This is a genomic window from Mesorhizobium sp. M0601, assembly GCF_040320845.1.
Classification (GTDB): domain Bacteria; phylum Pseudomonadota; class Alphaproteobacteria; order Rhizobiales; family Rhizobiaceae; genus Mesorhizobium.
This window is the reverse complement of the sequence record NZ_JAMYQK010000008.1, coordinates 1-19326: the sequence shown is the minus strand read 5'-3', so window position 1 is coordinate 19326 and position 19326 is coordinate 1. Positions and strand designations below refer to the sequence as shown.

Genomic DNA, 19326 nt, shown 5'->3' with positions numbered 1-19326 from the left:
CATCATGGGAATTCCTATATGTAGACCTCAACAGGGTCCCAGGAGAAAACACCCACGTGTTCCTTTCGGTTTTCGACTTGTTCAAGATCGGCATCGGCCCATCGAGTTCGCACACGATGGGGCCGATGACGGCCGCGCGGCGGTTTCTCGACGAGATTGCGGGAGACGACTGGCCGCGCCCGGCCGGCGCCAAGGTCGACCGGATCGCTGCCAGCCTGCATGGCTCGCTCGCCTACACCGGCATCGGCCATGGCTCCGACCGAGCCGTGGTGCTCGGCCTCGCGGGCCAGACGCCGCAGACGGTGGATCCCGACCTAGCAGACGGCATCGTCGCTGGCATCGCCGCCGAGAAACGGATTTCGCCGCCCGGCCATCCGTCCTACCGTTTCGACCCGGCAACGGATCTTGTGCTGGATCGCAAGACGCCGTTGCCGGGTCACGCCAACGGCATGGCCTTCTCTGCCCATGATGCCGGCGACCGGTTGCTGCTGAGGCGCGTCTATTATTCGATCGGCGGCGGCTTCGTAGTGTCCGAGGAAGAACTGCAGCGGATGAAGGCGAGGGGCTCGGCGACAACCGAAGGCAAGAAGGTTCCGTATCCGTTCAAGAACGCCGTCGAAATGCTCTCAATGGCAGCGAAAAGTGGCCTTTCCATCGCCGAGATGAAGCGCGTCAACGAGGAAACGCAGATGTCGCGCGAGGAGCTCGACGCCGGCCTCGACGACATCTGGAGCGCCATGAAGGGGTGCATCGAGCGCGGCCTGTCGCAAGACGGCGTCATGCCGGGCGGACTGAAGGTGCGCCGTCGTGCGCGGATGCTGCACGACAGGCTGCAGGAGCAATGGCAGCAGAACCGGCCCAACCCGCTGCTCGCCAATGACTGGCTGTCGATCTATGCAATGGCGGTCAACGAGGAGAACGCCGCCGGTGGCCGTGTCGTCACCGCGCCAACCAATGGGGCGGCCGGCACTCTGCCGGCGGTGTTGCGCTACTGGTTGCATTTCCATCCCGAAGCCGACCAGCCCAGCATCCGCGATTTCCTGCTGACGGCGGCGGCCGTCGGCGGCATCATCAAAACCAATGCTTCGATCTCGGGGGCGGAAGTCGGCTGCCAGGGCGAGGTCGGTTCGGCTTCGGCAATGGCTGCGGCGGGATTGTGCGCCGTCATGGGCGGCACGCCCGAGCAGGTCGAGAATGCTGCCGAGATCGCGCTGGAACATCATCTCGGCATGACCTGCGATCCGGTCGGCGGCCTGGTGCAGGTGCCGTGTATCGAGCGCAACGCGCTTGGTGCCGTCAAGGCGGTGACCGCCGCTTCGCTGGCCATCAAGGGCGACGGCGTTCATTTCGTGCCGCTCGATGCCGCGATCGAGACGATGCGCCAGACCGGCCTCGACATGAACGAAAAGTACAAGGAAACCAGCCTTGGCGGATTGGCCGTCAATGTCGTGGAGTGCTGAGCGCCAATCTGGCGGCATGGACCACCACTGTGGAGAAGTCGATCAGGCCGTTGACGCGTTCGCGTGCTGGACTAAACCTTAAACGATGTCTCTCAATCTCATAAAGCTTTGCGTCGGCTGTGACAGCGTCGAGGATCTGGAAGAGTGGATTGCCTTCCGTCTCGACGAGCGCCGCCGCGCCGGCGAACCGGCCGAGCACTACCACACCACCCGCATGGTGCCGACTCGCGGCGCCGAGATTACCGACGGCGGCTCGCTCTACTGGGTGATCAAGGGTAATGTCCAATGCCGCCAGTTGATCACCGAAATCCGGCCATTCACCGATGACGAGGGCATCGGCCGTTGCCATCTGATCCTCGATCCCGAGGTCGTGCGCACTGACTGGCAACCGCGCCGTGCATTCCAGGGGTGGCGCTACCTGAAGCCGGCGGACGCGCCGGCCGATCTCGGCAAGGGCAAAGCCGGGCTGATCGAGATGCCGCCGAAGCTCAGGCGTGCGCTTGCCGATCTCGGCCTGCTCTGACGCCGAGAAACGCAAACGCCAAGACCACCAGCCGAAGCGCTGTCCGCAGGTGCCATCATCACAGGTCCTCCAGGTCGCCTCATCTGGGCTTGCAAGCCGGGGAACAACGCCACATCTTGAATGTCATGAGCGACAAGAAGCAGCCCGTGCCTGCAAGGGCCAATCCTGCGCCGGTCGAGTCTCAATCGAGCACCGGCGAGATCGACGCGTTTCTCCGTCAGGCAAGGACGCTCGCTGCATCCGCCACCGGTTCAGGCAGGCTGATCCTGTCCCTCGACGCGACAATGAGCCGCCAGCCGACCTGGGATCTCGCCTGTGCGCTGCAGGCCGAGATGTTCGACGCCGTCGGCAAGGCCGGGGCGCTCAAGGTTCAACTTGTCTATTTTCGCGGCCTTGGCGAGTGCCGCTCATCCGCATTCGTCACCGATACCGCAGCTCTGAAACAGCTGATGACGCGCATCAACTGCCGCAGCGGCCATACCCAGATCGGCAAGGTGCTCGCCCACGCGCTGAAACAGACGGCGGCGGCCAAGGTCAACGCGCTGGTCTATATCGGCGACGCGATGGAAGAAAACATAGATGATCTGGCTGAAAAGGCCGGCAGCCTCGGTCTGCACGGCGTTCCTGTCTTCGTCTTTCAGGAGGGCCATGATGCCGCTGCGGAAAAGGCGTTCAAGGAAATTGCGCGGCTGTCGAAAGGGGCCCGGTTCCGGTTCGATCGGCGGGCTGCCGCGACGTTGGCCGGCCTGCTTTCGTCTGTCGCCGTGTTTGCGACCGGCGGGCTGAAGGCACTGGAGGCCCGGGGCAGGCCGGAGGACCGACTGATGATCGAGCATATGCGGGGCGGCGGAAACTGATGGGCGCGATTATCGCTTTCGTAGCATTGCTTCTGGTGTTTCTCGGCATGCTCACCATCTTCCTGCGCGCCGATCCGGCGAAGCTTGCAGGCGGCATGAGGACGCTTGGACCTGTGCTGCTCGGGCTGGTCGGCGTCGCCGTGCTGCTGGTCGGGCGCGAGGGCATCGGGGGCTTGATCCTGTCGGCTGCGCTCGCCTGGTACGGCTCCATGCGCATGAATCGGCCGGCAGCCAAACTGGCGGCAGGCAAGCGTTCGACAGTTCGTACGGCGGCGCTTGAGATGGAACTCGATCACGATACCGGCGGCCTCGAAGGCCTTGTGCTGGCCGGGCGCCATGAAGGCAAGATGCTTGGCTCGATGGGGCTTGCCGAATTGCAGCAACTCTATCGCGAACTCTCCGGCGATCCGGAGAGCCGCCAATTGCTAGAGACGTATCTTGACGGCCGATTTCCCATCTGGCGCAAAGACGCTGATGCGAATGGTGGCGAAGGGCTGGGTGTTGCGCCAGGTTCTGGCGCCATGACTAAGGAGGAGGCCTACAAGATCCTTGGTCTTGAAGCGGGGGCTGCCGCGGCGGATGTCCGCAAGGCGCACCGCCGCCTGATGCAGCGCCTGCACCCCGATATCGGTGGCACGTCTTTCCTGGCGGCGCGGATCAATGAAGCCAAGGACGTCTTGCTCTCCAATCACAACTAGTCTCCTTCGACGCAAGAACTTCGGGACAGATATCGTTTCGCGCCGCTTACTGCTGGACGGCGTAGCACTCGATCTTCTTCTTTTTCAAAGCGTTGCAGGCTTTCCAGGCAGCCGTCTTCGAACCGAAACCACCGAACCGGGCGCGGTAGTAGGTGACACCGTCCTTGTCGAAGGCGACGGTGAAACCGGAGGCATCGGTCAGAGCGGAGGGCGCCTGCTTCGTCGCCTTGTCGAGGAAAGCCTTCGCTTCGGCCTGTTTTGGCGAAGAGGCGACCTGTATTGCCCAGCCGGATGGCACCGACGCCGTGCTGACCGGATCGACCTCTGCCGCCGGTTCGGCATAGGCTGCGGCGACCCGGGCTGTCGCCACGTCGTCCACCGTCGACACAGCCGTCGTCTTGACCCTCTTGGCCTGAACGACCGGAGCGGTCTCTTCGACGACGGGCGCATTTTCCTCGACAAGAGAGGCAACGGCATCGTCGTCCGGCTTGCTGTCCGGTGTCGGCGCGTCATGCTTCGGTAGAAGCACCTTGGCCAAAGCTGAAATCGGATTGCCGCCGCCGGCCTTGGCAATCAGCAGCCCGCCCCCGCGCGACGACGCCTGCGGCATGTAGGCATTGATCAACCCGGCCATCTGGCTGTCGCGGCTGCCTCCGGACCTGCCGCCCATGACCACCGCTACGATGCGCCGATCGCCATCCGAGACCGAGGAGACCAGATTGTAACCGGAGGCGCGGGTGTAACCGGTCTTGATGCCGTCGACGCCCTTGATGCGTCCGAGCAGACGATTGTGGCCGTTGATGCGCTGCCGCCCGTAAAGAAAGGAGCGCTGCGAGAAATAGCCGTAATATTGCGGGAAATGCTCTCTCAGGGCGATGCCGAGCATCGCCATGTCGCGCGCGGTCGTGAACTGGCCGGGATCAGGCAAGCCGTTGGCGTTGCGGAAAACGGTTCCCCTCATGCCCAGCGCCCGCGCCTTGGCGGTCATCATGCGGGCGAAATTGGCTTCGTTGCCGCCGAGCGTCTCGCCAAGCGCCGTTGCGGAATCGTTTGCCGATTTGGTCACCATCGACAGGATCGCGGTCTCGACCGTGACCGAGCCGCCCCGCTTGACGCCGAGCTTCGTCGGCGGTTCGGCAGCGGCATTGGCCGAGAACACGACCGGGGAATTCTTGCTGATCCTGCCCTTCGCCAACGCCTCGAACGTCAGATAGAGCGTCATCATCTTGGTAAGCGAAGCCGGATAGCGCCGGCCATCGGCATCCGACGAATAAAGCACCTTGCCGGTCTTGGCATCGATGACGATGGCCGCCGACTTGGCCGCCATGGATGAAGCCGCGTCCGCGACGACGAAGCTCATCGCCATGGCGAGGATCATGATCGTTTTGAAGGGGGACACGGATTTGGAAACGAAGCCCGACAACGCCTTACGCACTGATAGTTCCTTTGAATTTCCGTTGCCTTGGAGGCGGCAAAGGGTCCTGCCTCACCTCCGGCCACGCTAACGCAGGCAGCGTTACCAATCCGTTTATGGTAACCGCCTCGTTCACCATTTTCTGTGGGATTGAGCTTCTCTTTATTCGAATCTTAGCGAATGCCGGCAGCTCACGATCCGCATTGCCGCGGGAATCTTGACTTTTGTGCACTGCACAATATATTTACACGCATTGCACAACGCGGCCCGGACAAGCCGCGTCTATCGTCCAAGGCAACCGTTCAAGGGAATGCGTGAAATGACCCAGACCTATGAAGATTTCAGCAAATACGGCAAGGAATTTGCGGACACCGGATTGAAGAGCTTCGCCTCGCTGTCCAAGGGGGCGCAGGCTATCGCCGCCGAGGCCGGTGAGTACACCAAGAAAAGCTTCGAAGCCGGTAGCGCCGCTGTCGAGAAGCTCTTTTCCGCCAAGTCGCTGGACAAGGCGATCGATATCCAGTCCGACTATGCCAAGCAGTCCTATGAGAGCTTCGTCACCGAGGCCACCAAGCTTGGCGATCTCTATGCCGAACTCGCCAAGGAAGCTTACAAGCCGTTCGAATCGATCGTCGCCAAGGCGAAGTAAATTCGACGAACATTCCGAGCCGGCCCTTGGGCTTGCAAAGACAGACCCGGTCGCGAACGCGCGGCCGGGTTTTTTCATGCCAGCTCGAAATCGGGGGCCTGCGGTCTTCACGATTTGAAAAATCGGTCAAGTTTGGCCACCTAGCCATATTGTCAGCTAAACAGAAGGGCTTAAAATCGTCCATCGAACACCTACATGTCGAGCATGCATGAGGATTCGAAAGAGGCAGGACTACGTGACTATAGGTTTGACTGCCACGAGCTACGTGGTGCGAATGCAGAACGGCAGCAACGGCAATGAGGCCGGTCGCGGCACGGCCGTCATCACGCGCACAAAAACCAAGACCAAGAAGCCCAGTCTGTATCGGGTCCTCATTCTTAACGACGACTACACACCCATGGAATTCGTGGTCCACGTGCTGGAGCGCTTTTTCCAGAAGGACCGCGAAGCCGCCACACGCATAATGCTTCATGTTCACAATCATGGGGTGGGCGAGTGCGGGGTCTATACATTCGAGGTGGCCGAGACCAAAGTGTCTCAGGTCATGGATTTCGCCCGACAGAATCAGCATCCGCTGCAATGCGTGATGGAGAAGAAGTGAGGTAACATGCCGGCTTTCTCCCAAGGCCTGGAAAAGGCGCTTCACCAAGCGCTGACGCTCGCCAATGAGCGGCACCATGAATATGCAACCCTTGAACATTTGCTGCTCGCCCTGATCGACGACACCGAGGCGGCCGCTGTCATGCGTGCCTGCAACGTCGATCTCGACGAGTTGAAGCATACGGTCCTCACCTATATCGACACCGAGCTCGACAACCTCGTCACCGGCTACGATGAAGATTCCAAGCCGACTGCCGGTTTCCAGCGCGTCATCCAGCGCGCGGTGATCCATGTGCAGTCGTCAGGCCGCGAGGAAGTGTCCGGCGCCAACGTGCTCGTCGCCATCTTCGCCGAGCGCGAGAGCCACGCCGCTTACTTCCTGCAGGAACAGCAGATGACCCGCTACGACGCGGTCAACTACATCTCGCATGGCATCGCCAAGCGCCCCGGCGCTTCCGAGACGCGGACGCCGCGCGGCGCCGACGACGAGCAAGGCAGCCAGAGCGGAGCCGAGCCGCAAGAGGAAGGCGGCAAGAAGAAGCAGCAGCAGGACGCGCTGACTGCCTATTGCGTCAACCTGAACAACAAGGCCAAGGCCGGCAAGATCGATCCATTGATCGGTCGCGAGAGCGAGATCAACCGGACCATCCAGGTGCTGTGCCGCCGCTCCAAGAACAACCCGCTCTATGTCGGTGATCCTGGCGTCGGCAAGACGGCAATCGCCGAAGGCCTCGCCAAGCGCATCGTCGAAGGCGACGTTCCCGAAGTGCTGCACAATGCCACCATCTTCGCGCTCGACATGGGCACGTTGCTGGCCGGCACCCGCTATCGCGGCGATTTCGAGGAGCGGCTGAAGCAGGTCGTCAAGGAGCTCGAGGATTATCCCGGCGCCGTGCTGTTCATCGACGAAATCCACACCGTGATCGGGGCAGGGGCCACCTCCGGCGGCGCCATGGATGCGTCGAACCTGTTGAAGCCGGCGCTGTCTTCGGGCGCGATCCGCTGCATCGGCTCGACCACCTACAAGGAGTTCCGTCAGTTCTTCGAGAAGGACCGCGCGCTGGTGCGGCGCTTCCAGAAGATCGACGTCAACGAGCCGACCGTCGAGGACGCCATCGAGATCATGAAGGGCCTCAAGCCTTATTTCGAGGAGTTCCACAAGGTCCGCTACACGAGCGAGGCGATCAAGGCTTCGGTCGAACTCTCGGCGCGTTACATCAACGACCGCAAGCTGCCGGACAAGGCGATCGACGTGATCGACGAGACCGGCGCCTCGCAGATGCTGGTGCCGGAAGCCAAGCGCAAGAAGACCATCGGCATCAAGGAGATCGAAGCGACGATCGCCACCATGGCGCGCATCCCGCCGAAGACAGTTTCCGCCGACGACGAGAAGGTGCTGCAAGGCCTCGACATCGAGTTGAAGCGCGTCGTTTACGGCCAGGACACCGCGATCACAGCGCTGACCTCGGCCATCAAGCTGGCGCGGGCCGGCCTGCGGGAACCGGAAAAGCCGATCGGCTCGTACCTGTTCTCGGGTCCGACCGGTGTCGGCAAGACGGAAGTGGCCAAGCAACTCGCCGCGTCGCTCGGCGTGGAGCTGATCCGCTTCGACATGTCGGAGTATATGGAACGCCACACCGTTTCGCGGCTGATCGGTGCCCCTCCCGGCTATGTCGGGTTCGACCAGGGCGGCCTTCTGACCGACGGCGTCGACCAGCATCCGCATTGCGTGCTGTTGCTGGACGAAGTCGAGAAGGCGCATCCGGACCTGTTCAACATCCTGTTGCAGGTCATGGACCACGGCAAGCTGACCGACCATAACGGCAAGCAGATCGACTTCCGCAATGTCATCCTGATCATGACCACCAATGCGGGCGCGTCCGATGCGCAGCGCGCGGCCATCGGTTTCGGTTCGACCAAGCGCGAAGGCGACGATGTCGAAGCGATCAACCGGCTGTTCACGCCGGAGTTCCGCAACCGTCTCGATGCGATCATTCCGTTCGGCTCGCTGCCGGTGCCGGTCATCCATCAGGTGGTGCAGAAGTTCGTCATGCAGCTGGAAGCGCAGCTTTCCGAGCGCGGCGTGACATTCGACCTGTCGCAGGAGGCGATCGCATGGCTGGCCGACAAGGGCTATGACGAGCGCATGGGCGCCCGGCCGCTTGGCCGTGTCATCCAGGAGCACATCAAGAAGCCGCTGGCCGACGAGGTGCTGTTCGGCAAGCTCAAGAAGGGCGGCACGGTACGTGTCACCGTCGAGAAGAAGGAAACCGGCGAGACCGGCCTGAAGCTCGAATCGCTCGCCGACGAGGCGCCGGTGAAGCCGAAGAAGGAAGAGCCGGACGACGTGCCGAAGGCCAAGAAGGCCGTGGCGAAGAAGCCCGCCGCGAAAAAGGCGGTGGCGCCGAAGCCGGAGCCGAAAGGCAAGGATGGTGGCAAGCGCAGCCTTGTGCCGCAACTGCCGCGTAAGAACTGACGAACCAGCCAGTAAAAAAGCCCCGGAAACGGGGCTTTTTTTGTGACACCTTCCGGTTAACCGCCCGGCGCCCGCCAGAGCGGTTGCACCGGTTCAGCTTGCCAGCGCCATCCGTATCTTGCCGGCGTTTTCGGCCAGGACTTCAGGCTTTTCCATCTGTCCGCTGTGCGGTTTCAGGGGAATGCCCTCGAAGCGCGGAATGACATGGACGTGAAGGTGAAAGATAGTCTGCCCCGAAGCTGGTTCGTTGAACTGCATAACCGTGACGCCATCGGCATCGAAGGCCTTCTTTACGGCCCGCGCAACTTTCTGGACGTGAGCGAAGAGCGGGCCAAGCACCGCCGGATCCGCGTCAAGCAGGTTGCGCGACGGCGCTTTCGGCACCACCAGCGTGTGACCCTGTCCTTGCGGCATCACATCCATGAAGACAATGACCGCGTCATCCTCGTAGACGCGGTGCGAAGGGATTTCTCCGCGCAGGATTTTGGCGAAGATGTTGCTGCTGTCATAGGTTGCTTCGGCCATGGCGCGCGCTCCGGTTCTTGGCTCGCTGTCTCGTGTAGCGAAGCTGTTCCGGGCGGGCAAGACGATCGGTCGACATCGGCCGTGCCGGCCCGCTCGGCTGAGCGATTGGGGCTCGCTACTCTACTCCGCCATGTCCTTGCGGAACGGGGTGTGCTCTTCCAGATATTCGCTCATCCGCTCGACTTCGCGCCGCTCGCGCTGGAGGTAGTCGGCCACTGCATTGCGCAGACCTGGATGGGCGATGTAGTGCGCCGAATGCATCGTCACGGGCCGGTAGCCGCGCGCCAGCTTGTGCTCGCCCTGCGCACCGGCTTCAACCACCTTCAGCTTGCGCGAGATGGCGAAATCGATCGCCTGATGGTAGCAGACCTCGAAATGCAGGAACGGGTGGTCCTCGATGCAGCCCCAATTGCGGCCGTAGAGCGCGTCTGAACCGATGAAGTTGATGGCACCTGCAATGTAGCGCCCGCTGCGTTTGGCCATGACCAGCAGGATGTCGTCGGCCATGCGTTCGCCGATAAGTGAGAAGAAATCGCGGTTGAGGTAGGGCCGGCCCCATTTCCTGCTGCCGGTATCCATGTAGAACGCGAAAAAGTCGTCCCAGGCCTTTTCGGTCAGATCCTTGCCGGTCAGCCAGTCGATCGAGATGCCGTCGGCGAGGGCCTCGCGCCGCTCTTTCTTCATTGCCTTGCGCTTGCGCGAGGCTAACGTTGTGAGAAAATCGTCGTAGCTCGAAAAGCCTTCGTTGAAGAAGTGAAACTGCTGGTCGGTGCGATGCAGGAAGCCGGCCGCCGCCAATACCTGGACGTCGTCCTCCGGCGCGAAAGTAACATGCGCGGAAGACACGCCGAGCTTATCCGTCACCGCCTTCAGGCCGGTCGCAAGACCGGCCTTGACGGTGGGGATGTCCTCGCCCCTGCCGACCAGCAGGCGAGGGCCGGTGACGGGTGTGAACGGCACCGCGCATTGCAGCTTCGGATAGTAGCGCCCGCCGGCGCGTTCGAACGCGTCCGACCAGCCATGGTCGAAGACATATTCGCCCTGGCTGTGCGACTTCAGATAGCAGGGGACCGCTCCGAGCAACATGCCTCGCGCGGTTTCCAGCCTGAGGTGATGGCCTTGCCAGCCTGTGCGCCGAACAGCGCAGCCGGAATCTTCCAGCGCGCTCAAAAAAGCGAATGAGACAAGCGGGTTGTAGCCGTATTCTGCATCGCCGCGTGTAGTGCCGCCGAGGCTGTCCCATTCAGCGCTGGTAAAGGCGCCGATGCCCGCGGCGATGCGGATCGACAGCTCCGCATTCGCCGTTTGTCTTTCACAGTCGTCCCCTTGATCCATGAGGCTTACCTAAGCTCGCTGCGGACCCATACAAGCCCGCTCAGGCAAGCCGTACCAGATCGGGCTCGAATCCTTCGAACGTCATCTGGTCGGCATATTTGAAGGTCAGGTCGACGGCAGGCTGGTCGTGCACGGTCCAGGTGATCACCGGCATACCGAGTCTCTCTCGCACGAAGGAGACGAACCGGTTCGGCAGGTCGCCGGCAGCGTAGGAGGTGAAGGCGATGTCATGCGCCAGCATGGCGAAATGCGCCTCGATCAGGTGGTTGTCGTTGCCGTAGGCGGTCAACCCGCCGGGTATGCCGGGTGCATATTTCGGGAACTCGCGGATCAGCCAATGGTCGAACGACATGATCGCGGTCTTGCCCTTGTAATGCTTGAGCATCTTGCCGACGCTTTCGACCAGGCCTTCGTCATGCCCGGCAGCACCTTTCAGTTCGACAACCATCGGCACACGGCCGTCGACCAGATCAAGCGCCTGCTGCAGCGTCGGCAAATGGTCGGCGGTGCCGCCGACCTTCAGCGCCGTGATCTCTGCAGCCGTACGCTGCCAGACGAAGCCGTCCTCGCCGGTCAGCCGCCGCAGATCGCCATCGTGGATGATAACGGGGACGCCGTCGGATGACAGGTGCACATCGCATTCGATCGCGTAGCCGCGCTCGGCCGCCGCAGCGAAGGCGGAAAGGGTGTTCTCCCAGCGCGTCTTGTTCATGTCGTGGAGGCCGCGATGGGCGACGGGCCGGGCGGTCAGCCAGGAAAGATCGGTCATGGTTGCAGTCCCGGTCATTCGACTTCGAAGATCGCTTCGATTTCCACTGCGGCATTAAGCGGCAGGGAGGCGGTGCCGACGGCGGAGCGAGCGTGCTTGCCACGATCGCCGAGCACGGCGGCGAGAAAATCCGAGGCGCCGTTGGCAACCAGATGCTGTTCGACAAAATCCGGTGCCGAGGCGACGAAGACAGTGATCTTCACCAAGCGACGGATTTTCTCGAGATCGCCAAGTGCCGCCTGAGCCTGGGCCAAGATGTTGATCGCACAGTATTTTGCGGCTTCCTTGCCGGTCGCGGTGTCGACATCGCGGCCAAGCAGTCCGCTCGCCTGGAGCTTGCCCTCCTTGAGCGGCAACTGCCCGGCGGTGAACAGCAGATTGCCGGTCCGGCAATAGGGCACGTAATTGGCGGCGGGCGCGGCGGCGGCCGGCAGCGTCACGCCGAGATCGCTTAGCCGCTTTTCGATTGTTTCGCTCATGCTATTTCCCTATTGCTTGAAGGTGCCGCGCAGGCCGGGCCGAAATTGCTATTTTTGCCTCGCTTCCGCCACGACTTTTTTTAAGCTGGACCATCTTTCCATGCGGCTTGCCACTAGCCGCGATGATCGGAGCACCCCATGCGCGCAACGCGCCTTGCATTCAACGCCGTTCTCTTGACAGCGGCTTCCTGGGCGGCTCCCGCTTTTGCCGTGCCTGCGCTGCAGGCGCATCGTGCTGTTTACGACATTTCACTCGACAAGGCCTCAGACCGTTCCGGCATCACCGGCATCACCGGCCGCATGGTCTACGAGTTCAACGGCTCGCCTTGCGAGGGCTATACGGTAAAGTTCCGTTTGGTGACCCAGATCGTAACCAGCGACAACACAAGGCTGACCGACCAGCAGATGACCACCTTCGAGGATGCCGAGGGCAAGACCTTCTCCTTCGTCAACAAATCCTTTGTCGACCAGAACCTCGACAAGGAGGTCAAGGGTACCGCAACGAAGGAAGCCAACGGTCTCAAGGTCGATATCGACAAGCCCGAGAAGAACAGCCTGGAACTCGCGCCGACCCAGTTCCCGACCCAGCAAATGGTCGAAATGATCGGCAAGGCGGAAAAGGGCGAGCGTTTCTACGAAACCAACCTGTTCGACGGCTCTGAGGACGCCAACAAGGTGGTGACCACCACCGTCGTCGTCGGCAAGCAAGCCGATGCCGACAATGCCGATCCGGAAGCGCCGGCGCTGGCCAAGCTCGCCACCGACAAATACTGGCCGGTCGACATCGCCTATTTCGATGATGCCGACAAAGGCGGCGAGGAGGTGCCGGAATACCGGATCAGCTTCAAGCTGCACAAGAACGGCATCACGCGCGATCTCGTCATGGACTATGGCGAGTTCTCGATGACCGGCAAATTGGTCAATCTGTCACTGTTCGATCAGCCTAAGACCTGCCCGTCTAAATAAGCTCGAGTGAACGGCAAGCCGCCGGCCGCTATCCGGGATAGTAGCGCTTAATCTTGCGGGGCAAGTCGCATCGACTTGAGCATGCCGCAATTGCCTATCAACGTTTTATTACGGTATGCGCCGCGGGGGAGCAGGTTGAGCAGGATCGACGTTTTTGTGGCGCCGCGGCCCAATGCGACACTGATCAACGCTATGACATTCGTCAACCGGATTGTCATGCTGCACGGCATTCCGGGGTTTCGCGACCTGTTGCCATTCAACCGTCTGGCCGGTTTGCGCGGCGTCGCCAATGTCCGCCACATCGATTTTCCGGAGGATGACCGGCAAAGGCTGAAGGCTTGTTGCGGCGCGGGCAAGGCGACGTTCATCACGCCCAACCATCCTGAATTCTTTACCGACTGGATGATCGACAAGGAGGTCGTCTCGCGGGTAAGCCCGCTGGCGGCATCCTGGGCCACGCACGGCGTCGTCAACGGGCTTGGCCGGCTGATGCAGAAATTCTGGTTGGCCAACAATCTGATCGCGCAAATCCCGGGCAACAGCGCGGCCGCCAAGGAACATTCGGTGGCCTGGGCGCTGAAGGGGCACGGCGTGCTCCTGCATCCCGAAGGCGGTGTCGGCTGGCATGCCAACATCATTGCCCCGCTGCTGCCGGGCGCGGTCGAAATGGGGTTCGAGGCGTTGAAGCGCGGCCGCCTGACGGATCCGGATTTCAAGGTTTGGATCGCGCCCGTGATCTGGAAGCTTGCTTTCACGGGGAATGTCGAGGCAGCGCTGGCAAAGGAATGCGCCTATGTCGAGCACAGCCTGAAAATCGAACGCCGTGCCGCCGATTCGCTGCCGGAGCGCATCCATCATATCTATGCGACGTTGCTGTCGCGCGATGAGGCTGCATATGGCCTGCGGTCCGATGAGCGGGCTTCGTATGACGCACGTCAAAAGGACCTGCTGACCGAACTCGGCCGTCGCCTTGCCGAACTTGTCTCGGTCGACGCCGGCACGCTCGACAATGCCGACCTTTTGCGCCGTTCGCGGCGCTGGCTGCGGGAAAGCACGGATGGCAGCGGAAGCCAGAAGCAGGTCCGAACGCTGGCAGATGCGATCCAGCGCCTGCAGCGTGTCGGGCCGTGGGCCTCAGCCAACCCGCGCATCACGCAGGAGGAGATCGCCGAACATTTGAAGCGGATCCGCAACGATTATTGCAAGGGTACGCTGCGCGATGCGATCAACCGTTTCGTGCCGCAGCCGGCAGGCCCACGTCGCGCCTATGTCCGGGTACCGGAGCCGCTAGGCTTGCACGCCTATCAAGGCTCCGTCGAGGAGGCACTCGCCGAACTGCACGACCGGATGCAGGAGACCGTCACCAAGACGATGACGCAACTCGAGGCTGGCGGCGGCTTCATTTTCTATGCCAATCCCTTCTATCATCGTTAGCGGTGTGTTGGTCGGCGCAAGATGAAGGAGTGCGGCAAGCCTGTGGCGGTCTATGTCGATGCGGCGATCTGGAAATGGGTCGGCCACCGCTGGTGTCATCTGCTGGCAGACGACACCGACGAGCTGCATCGCTTTGCCGGGCAGCTCGGCATCAAGCGCGCGTCCTACCAAGGACCGCCGAAGACATCGGCACCGCACTATGACATAACCGGGTTCGAGCGCGACCGCGCAGTGCGGTTAGGCGCCATCGAGTGCAGCCGCGAGGAGATCGTCGCCGTTTTCCGGCGTGTGCGGGTGCCGAAGGGGAAGATGCGGGGATGACACTGGTGCGCTGATCGCCGCGCGCTGAACCACAAGATGCCACAACGCTTGCGTTTGTCGCGCTTCCCCTCTATATGCGCGCTCATTCCACACACGGACTTTGGTGTCTGCCCGGGAGAAATCCGGCTGAAACCTCCGGTGGCGTTCGAGGACAAAGTCCAAAAATGCCTGTGTCCGTGGAGGCTAACCGGAAAGGAAATAAGAATGGCTCTGCCTGATTTCAGCATGCGCCAGCTATTGGAAGCTGGCATTCACTTCGGCCACCAGACCCACCGCTGGAACCCGAAAATGGCGCCCTATATCTACGGCGCCCGCAACAACATCCACATCATCGACCTCTCGCAGACGGTGCCTTTGCTGCACCAGGCGCTGAAGCAGGTTTCCGACACTGTTGCCAAGGGCGGCCGCGTGCTGTTCGTCGGCACCAAGCGCCAGGCCTCCGACATCGTCGCCGATGCCGCGCAGCGCTCGGCCCAGTACTATGTCAACTCGCGCTGGCTCGGCGGCATGCTGACCAACTGGAAGACGATCTCGAATTCCATCCAGCGCCTGCGCAAGCTCGACGAAATGCTGGCCGGCGAGGCTCAGGGCCTGACCAAGAAAGAGCGCCTCAACCTCGACCGCGAGCGTGAGAAGCTCGACAAGGCGCTGGGCGGCATCAAGGATATGGGTTCGACGCCCGATTTGATGTTCGTGATCGACACCAACAAGGAAGCGATCGCCATTCTCGAGGCCAAGCGTCTCGGCATCCCGGTCGTTGCCATCATCGATTCCAACTGCGACCCGGACAAGATCGACTTCCCGATCCCCGGCAATGACGACGCGGCCCGCGCCATCCAGCTGTATTGCGATTTGATCGCGAAGGCAGCTATCGACGGCATCGCCCGTCAGCAGGGCGCGCTCGGTGTCGATATCGGCGCATCGGTCGAGGCTCCGGTCGAGCCGGCGCTCGATCAGACCCCGGCCGCCGAGAGCCCGGCAGCCCAGACCCCGGAAGCATAGTAGCGAAGGCCGGCTGCGGCCTTCATCTTTCCAATATGTTGGCGCGGTAAGCGCTACCAGCACCAGGCGCATCATCGAAAATCGATGGTGCGTCAGTGCATTTAGACAAAGAGGCGACAATGAGCATTTCGGCTGCACAGGTCAAAGAACTCCGCGACTTGACCGGCGCGGGCATGATGGACTGCAAGGCGGCGTTGAACGAGACCAACGGCAATATGGAAGAAGCCATCGACTGGCTGCGCAAGAAGGGCATTTCCAAGGCCGACAAGAAGGCTGGCCGTACCGCTGCCGAAGGCCTGATCGGCGTAGATTCCGGCGTCCGCGAGGCAGCGATCGTCGAGGTCAATTCCGAGACGGACTTCGTTGCCCGCAATGCTGCGTTCCAGGAGATCGTCGCCAATGTCGCGAAGGTCGCGCTTGCCTATGGCGGCAAGACCGAGGCCGTTGCCGCCGCTCCCTATCCGGGATCGGGCAAATCGGTCGCCGAGACCATCAAGGACGCTGTCGGCACCATCGGTGAGAATCTGGGCTTCCGCCGCTCGGCCAAGCTCACGGTCGAGCACGGCGCTGTCGCAACCTACGTTCACAATGCGGTCGCCGACGGCCTTGGCAAGCTCGGCGTGCTGGTGGCCATCGAGACGACGGGCAACGCGCATGCCGCCAACGCCTTCGCCCGTCAGGTTGCCATGCATGTCGCTGCCACCAATCCGATGGCCCTGACCACCGAAGAGCTCGATCCGGCCGCAGTGGAACGCGAGAAGGCGATCTTCGCCGACCAGGCGCGCCAGTCCGGCAAGCCGGAAGCGATCATCGAGAAGATGGTCGAAGGCCGTTTGCGCAAGTTCTATGAAGAGGTCGTGCTGCTCAAGCAGGCTTTCGTGCTCAATCCCGACATTACCGTCGAGAAGGCGCTGAAGGATGCCGAGAGCGAAATAGGCGCGCCAGCCAAAATCGCTGCCTATCTGCGCTTCGCGCTCGGTGAGGGTATCGAGAAGGAAGAGACCGATTTCGCGGCGGAAGTCGCGGCAGCGGTCAAGAAGTAACTATTCGTTTGAAAGGCTTTTTTCGGCCGGGTATCCGCGAGGATGCCCGGCCGATTTCTTGCGCGGTGTCGATGAAGGCGCGGAGCTTCGGGGCCATCGCGGCGCGGCGCGGGAAATAGAGGAACAGTCCCGGTTCCTCGATCGATGCCTCGCCAAGGACTTCGACCAGCCGGCCTGCCTCGATGTCAGGCTTGACAAGCGGCTCGAACAGATAGGCGAGGCCGATGCCGGCAAGCGCCATTTCCCTTGCCGACAGCGGATCGCTGACGACCACGCTGCCGCGTGTCTCGACGCTGATATCCTTGCCCTGATCGGATAGATCCCAGTGATAGAGCGCACGTGATCGCAACAGCCGATAGCCGATGCAGTTGTGCACGGCGAGATCGGCCAACGCCCATGGCCGCCCGCGCCGGGCGACATAGGCCGGCGAGGCAACGATGATGCTGCGGAAAGGCCCTGTCAGTCGCACCGTCACCATATCCTCGGCGATCATCTCGCCCAGCCGGATGCCGGCGTCAAAACCCTCGCCGACGATATCGCTCAGACGTTCGTCGGTGACGATCTCCACCGTCACGTCAGGGTAACGTTCCGCCATCGCCGTCAGGATGGGCATCAGCGCCAGAGGCAGCGCCAAACGCGGCGCGTTTATCCTGAGCAGTCCGCTTGCCCGGCCTTTGACAGAGCGGATACGTTCGATCCGGTCGGCAATGTCTTCCAGCGCCGGCTCCGCCGCAGCGACAAGCGCGGTGCCAGCCTCGGTCAGCGAGACGCTGCGCGTGGTGCGGGCAAACAACGGCTGGCCGATTCGCTCCTCTACCAGCCGAACCGCATGGCTGACCGCTGACGGGCTCATGCCGAGCTCGGCGGCTGCCGGCGCGAAGCCGCCACGCCGCGCGACGGCAACGATTATAGGTAGGTGGCTAAGCAGATCGCGGTCCATTCATGCATGGTATCGCATAGTCCATTCGGATAATGCAATCTTATCGGTGGGGAAAGGAGGGCGCATCTTTGGCTACATCACACGGCAATCGCCGAGCAGCCAAGGAGACGTCTAATGACCGACCTCGATTCCGGACGAACCCGTAATATCGAGACCGTGCGTAAATTCTTTGATCTGATGCACCGCAAGGACATTGAGGCATGGGGCGACCTTTGGGCTGAAGATGGCCGTATACTTGTCTTCTACCCGCCGGCAGGATTTGGAAACAGCATCGATGGTAAGGCCGCGATCCTGGCGGCCTTCCGAGGCCTCTTCGGTAATTTCGAATCCTTCGATTCGCAGCTGACAGCCATCTATCCGGCAGCGGATTCGGACGCGATCGTCGTTGAGTACAAGAACCGCGCGGTGCTGATCGGCGGCACTGAATACACCAACAGCAATATCGCGATTTTCCACTTCAAGAGCGGTCTGATCAGCGCCTACCACGATTATTTCGATCCGCGCCGCTTCCAGGTGGTGGTCGATGCGCTGGCCAAGGCCTGACTGCGTATCCCAGGCAAGACCTCAATCCCGCTTTTCAAACTTCAGGAGAAATCCATGACCATGTCCTACTACACGCTCGGCAACAGCGGGCTGCGTGTCACCCGCCTGGCGCTCGGCACCATGACGTTCGGCACGGAATGGGGCTGGGGCGCGGAGAAGGAAACCGCGCGCGCCTTGGTTGATGCCTATGTCGAAGCCGGTGGCAATTTCTTCGATACCGCCGATCTCTATACCGGTGGCACGGCCGAAACCTGGCTCGGCGAATTCATCGCCGAGCGCGGGCTGCGCGACAAGGCGGTGATCAGTACCAAATTCACCTACAACGCCGAACCGGGCAACCCGAACGCCGGGGGCAACGGCCGCAAGAACATCCTGCGGGCGATAGACGGTTCGCTGAAGCGGCTCGGCACCGACTACATCGATCTCTACATCCTCCATACCTGGGACAGGCTGACGCCGCCGGAGGAGGTGATGCGGACGCTGGACGATCTGGTGCGCGCCGGAAAGATCCGGCATGTCGGTCTGTCCGACGTGCCGGCCTGGTACGCAAGCCGGGCGCAGGCCGTCGCCGAGCATCGCGGCTATGAACCGGTTTCGGCGCTTCAGCTCGAATATTCGCTGGCCGAGCGCAACATCGAGCACGAGTTCGTACCGTTCGGCACGCGCTATGGCGCCGGAATCATGGTCTGGAGTCCATTGGCCAGCGGCCTGCTCAGCGGAAAATACCGTTTCGATACAGTCGTCGAGGATGGTGGCCGGCTGGAGACAATGCGTGGTTCGACCAATCCCGGTTTCCAGAAATTCACCGATCGCAACTGGCAAATCGTCGCCGAACTGGAGAGGGTTGCCGGCCAGCTCGGCCGCAGCATGGCCCAGGTCGCCCTGAACTGGACGGCCAACAGGCCAGGCATTGCGTCCGTCATCGTCGGCGCCACCAGGCTTGACCAGCTCAAGGACAATCTCGGCGCGCTTGATTTCGACATTCCCGAAGATCTTCGGGTACGGCTCGATGCGGTGAGCCGGCCGGTCACGCCCTTTCCGTATTCGTTCTTCGGCCCTGAAATACAAGGCGGCCTGACCGGTGGGCAGGCGGTTGGCGGTAAGCCGGCAAGCTATCTGCCGGATCTGCTCATGCGAGGCACTTTTGCCGGCGTGAGCTGACGGCTATCCAGGTCCACGATCTCAACTTCCGGCTCGGGGGGGGGGGGGGGGGGGGGGCGGGCGGGGGGGGGGGGTGGGGCCGGGGGGGGGGGGGGGGCGCCGGCCGGCCGGGCCCCCCCGCGGGGGGGGGG

20 protein-coding genes are annotated in these 19326 nt (G+C 62.0%); 14 read left to right on the top strand and 6 right to left on the bottom strand.

Annotated elements, in window-relative coordinates:
* The first annotated feature begins 56 nt into the window (after nucleotides 1-56).
* The 4 genes from NKI41_RS10410 (at nucleotide 57) to NKI41_RS10395 (ending at nucleotide 3538) form a co-directional block, all read left to right on the top strand.
* Nucleotides 57-1460 carry an L-serine ammonia-lyase gene (locus NKI41_RS10410; RefSeq protein ID WP_352682824.1) on the top strand — a complete coding sequence of 468 codons (1404 nt, stop codon included), beginning with the start codon at nucleotides 57-59 and terminating at the stop codon, nucleotides 1458-1460.
* 85 nt (nucleotides 1461-1545) lie between these two features.
* Complete coding sequence (locus NKI41_RS10405) at nucleotides 1546-1983, top strand: DUF1489 family protein (RefSeq protein WP_352682822.1); 438 nt, start codon at nucleotides 1546-1548, stop codon at nucleotides 1981-1983.
* 125 nt (nucleotides 1984-2108) lie between these two features.
* A complete protein-coding gene (locus NKI41_RS10400) occupies nucleotides 2109-2840 on the top strand; it encodes a vWA domain-containing protein (RefSeq protein WP_352682820.1) in 732 nt (243 codons plus the stop codon).
* Nucleotides 2840-3538 carry a DnaJ domain-containing protein gene (locus tag NKI41_RS10395; protein WP_352448805.1) on the top strand — a complete coding sequence of 233 codons (699 nt, stop codon included), beginning with the start codon at nucleotides 2840-2842 and terminating at the stop codon, nucleotides 3536-3538. The genes NKI41_RS10400 and NKI41_RS10395 overlap by 1 nt, the downstream gene beginning before the upstream one ends.
* A gap of 46 nt (nucleotides 3539-3584) precedes the next feature.
* On the opposite strand, the gene NKI41_RS10390 is transcribed toward NKI41_RS10395, so the two are convergent.
* Nucleotides 3585-4973: an SPOR domain-containing protein gene (locus tag NKI41_RS10390; protein WP_352682819.1), complete on the bottom strand. Its 1389-nt coding sequence runs from the start codon at nucleotides 4971-4973 to the stop codon at nucleotides 3585-3587.
* A 298-nt stretch (nucleotides 4974-5271) separates the two neighbouring features.
* Here NKI41_RS10390 and NKI41_RS10385 point away from each other — a divergent pair, with 298 nt between their 5' ends.
* From NKI41_RS10385 to clpA, 3 genes are all read left to right on the top strand, one after another.
* Nucleotides 5272-5601 (top strand): phasin family protein, encoded by a 330-nt coding sequence (locus tag NKI41_RS10385; RefSeq protein ID WP_352471661.1) that lies wholly within the window; start codon nucleotides 5272-5274, stop codon nucleotides 5599-5601.
* A gap of 274 nt (nucleotides 5602-5875) precedes the next feature.
* Entirely contained in the window at nucleotides 5876-6202 is a 327-nt protein-coding gene (clpS, locus tag NKI41_RS10380; protein ID WP_023717744.1) for an ATP-dependent Clp protease adapter ClpS, read from the top strand.
* A 6-nt stretch (nucleotides 6203-6208) separates the two neighbouring features.
* Complete coding sequence (gene clpA / locus NKI41_RS10375) at nucleotides 6209-8677, top strand: ATP-dependent Clp protease ATP-binding subunit ClpA (protein WP_352613749.1); 2469 nt, start codon at nucleotides 6209-6211, stop codon at nucleotides 8675-8677.
* A 93-nt stretch (nucleotides 8678-8770) separates the two neighbouring features.
* On the opposite strand, the gene NKI41_RS10370 is transcribed toward clpA, so the two are convergent.
* The 4 genes from NKI41_RS10370 to NKI41_RS10355 all read right to left on the bottom strand — a co-directional run bounded on the left by NKI41_RS10370 (nucleotide 8771) and on the right by NKI41_RS10355 (nucleotide 11785).
* Nucleotides 8771-9202, bottom strand: a complete 432-nt coding sequence (locus tag NKI41_RS10370) for an HIT family protein (protein ID WP_352502384.1) — start codon at nucleotides 9200-9202, stop codon at nucleotides 8771-8773.
* 120 nt (nucleotides 9203-9322) lie between these two features.
* Complete coding sequence (locus NKI41_RS10365; protein ID WP_352682816.1) at nucleotides 9323-10537, bottom strand: GNAT family N-acetyltransferase; 1215 nt, start codon at nucleotides 10535-10537, stop codon at nucleotides 9323-9325.
* Nucleotides 10538-10577: 40 nt separating this feature from the next.
* Nucleotides 10578-11306 (bottom strand): glycerophosphodiester phosphodiesterase, encoded by a 729-nt coding sequence (locus NKI41_RS10360; RefSeq protein WP_023674925.1) that lies wholly within the window; start codon nucleotides 11304-11306, stop codon nucleotides 10578-10580.
* A 14-nt stretch (nucleotides 11307-11320) separates the two neighbouring features.
* The gene (locus tag NKI41_RS10355; RefSeq protein ID WP_352448812.1) at nucleotides 11321-11785 is read right to left on the bottom strand and encodes a RidA family protein; all 465 of its coding nucleotides are present in this window, start codon (nucleotides 11783-11785) and stop codon (nucleotides 11321-11323) included.
* A 138-nt stretch (nucleotides 11786-11923) separates the two neighbouring features.
* Here NKI41_RS10355 and NKI41_RS10350 point away from each other — a divergent pair, with 138 nt between their 5' ends.
* The 5 genes from NKI41_RS10350 to tsf all read left to right on the top strand — a co-directional run bounded on the left by NKI41_RS10350 (nucleotide 11924) and on the right by tsf (nucleotide 16551).
* Nucleotides 11924-12751: a cell envelope integrity EipB family protein gene (locus tag NKI41_RS10350; RefSeq protein WP_023674927.1), complete on the top strand. Its 828-nt coding sequence runs from the start codon at nucleotides 11924-11926 to the stop codon at nucleotides 12749-12751.
* A gap of 135 nt (nucleotides 12752-12886) precedes the next feature.
* Entirely contained in the window at nucleotides 12887-14185 is a 1299-nt protein-coding gene (locus NKI41_RS10345) for a lysophospholipid acyltransferase family protein (protein ID WP_352540569.1), read from the top strand.
* A 42-nt stretch (nucleotides 14186-14227) separates the two neighbouring features.
* A complete protein-coding gene (locus NKI41_RS10340; protein WP_352682960.1) occupies nucleotides 14228-14506 on the top strand; it encodes a DUF4031 domain-containing protein in 279 nt (92 codons plus the stop codon).
* Between the two features lie 204 nt (nucleotides 14507-14710).
* On the top strand, nucleotides 14711-15508 hold the full coding sequence (gene rpsB / locus NKI41_RS10335) for a 30S ribosomal protein S2 (protein WP_031211288.1): 798 nt from the start codon (nucleotides 14711-14713) through the stop codon (nucleotides 15506-15508).
* A 119-nt stretch (nucleotides 15509-15627) separates the two neighbouring features.
* The gene (tsf, locus tag NKI41_RS10330) at nucleotides 15628-16551 is read left to right on the top strand and encodes a translation elongation factor Ts (protein WP_352471655.1); all 924 of its coding nucleotides are present in this window, start codon (nucleotides 15628-15630) and stop codon (nucleotides 16549-16551) included.
* On the opposite strand, the gene NKI41_RS10325 is transcribed toward tsf, so the two are convergent.
* Nucleotides 16541-17491: a LysR family transcriptional regulator gene (locus NKI41_RS10325; protein WP_352471653.1), complete on the bottom strand. Its 951-nt coding sequence runs from the start codon at nucleotides 17489-17491 to the stop codon at nucleotides 16541-16543. The genes tsf and NKI41_RS10325 overlap by 11 nt on opposite strands.
* A gap of 114 nt (nucleotides 17492-17605) precedes the next feature.
* On the opposite strand from NKI41_RS10325, the gene NKI41_RS10320 reads away from it, so the two are divergent.
* Nucleotides 17606-18034 (top strand): nuclear transport factor 2 family protein, encoded by a 429-nt coding sequence (locus NKI41_RS10320; protein WP_352471652.1) that lies wholly within the window; start codon nucleotides 17606-17608, stop codon nucleotides 18032-18034.
* 54 nt (nucleotides 18035-18088) lie between these two features.
* Nucleotides 18089-19195 (top strand): aldo/keto reductase, encoded by a 1107-nt coding sequence (locus NKI41_RS10315; RefSeq protein ID WP_352471651.1) that lies wholly within the window; start codon nucleotides 18089-18091, stop codon nucleotides 19193-19195.
* Nucleotides 19196-19326 lie beyond the last annotated feature (131 nt).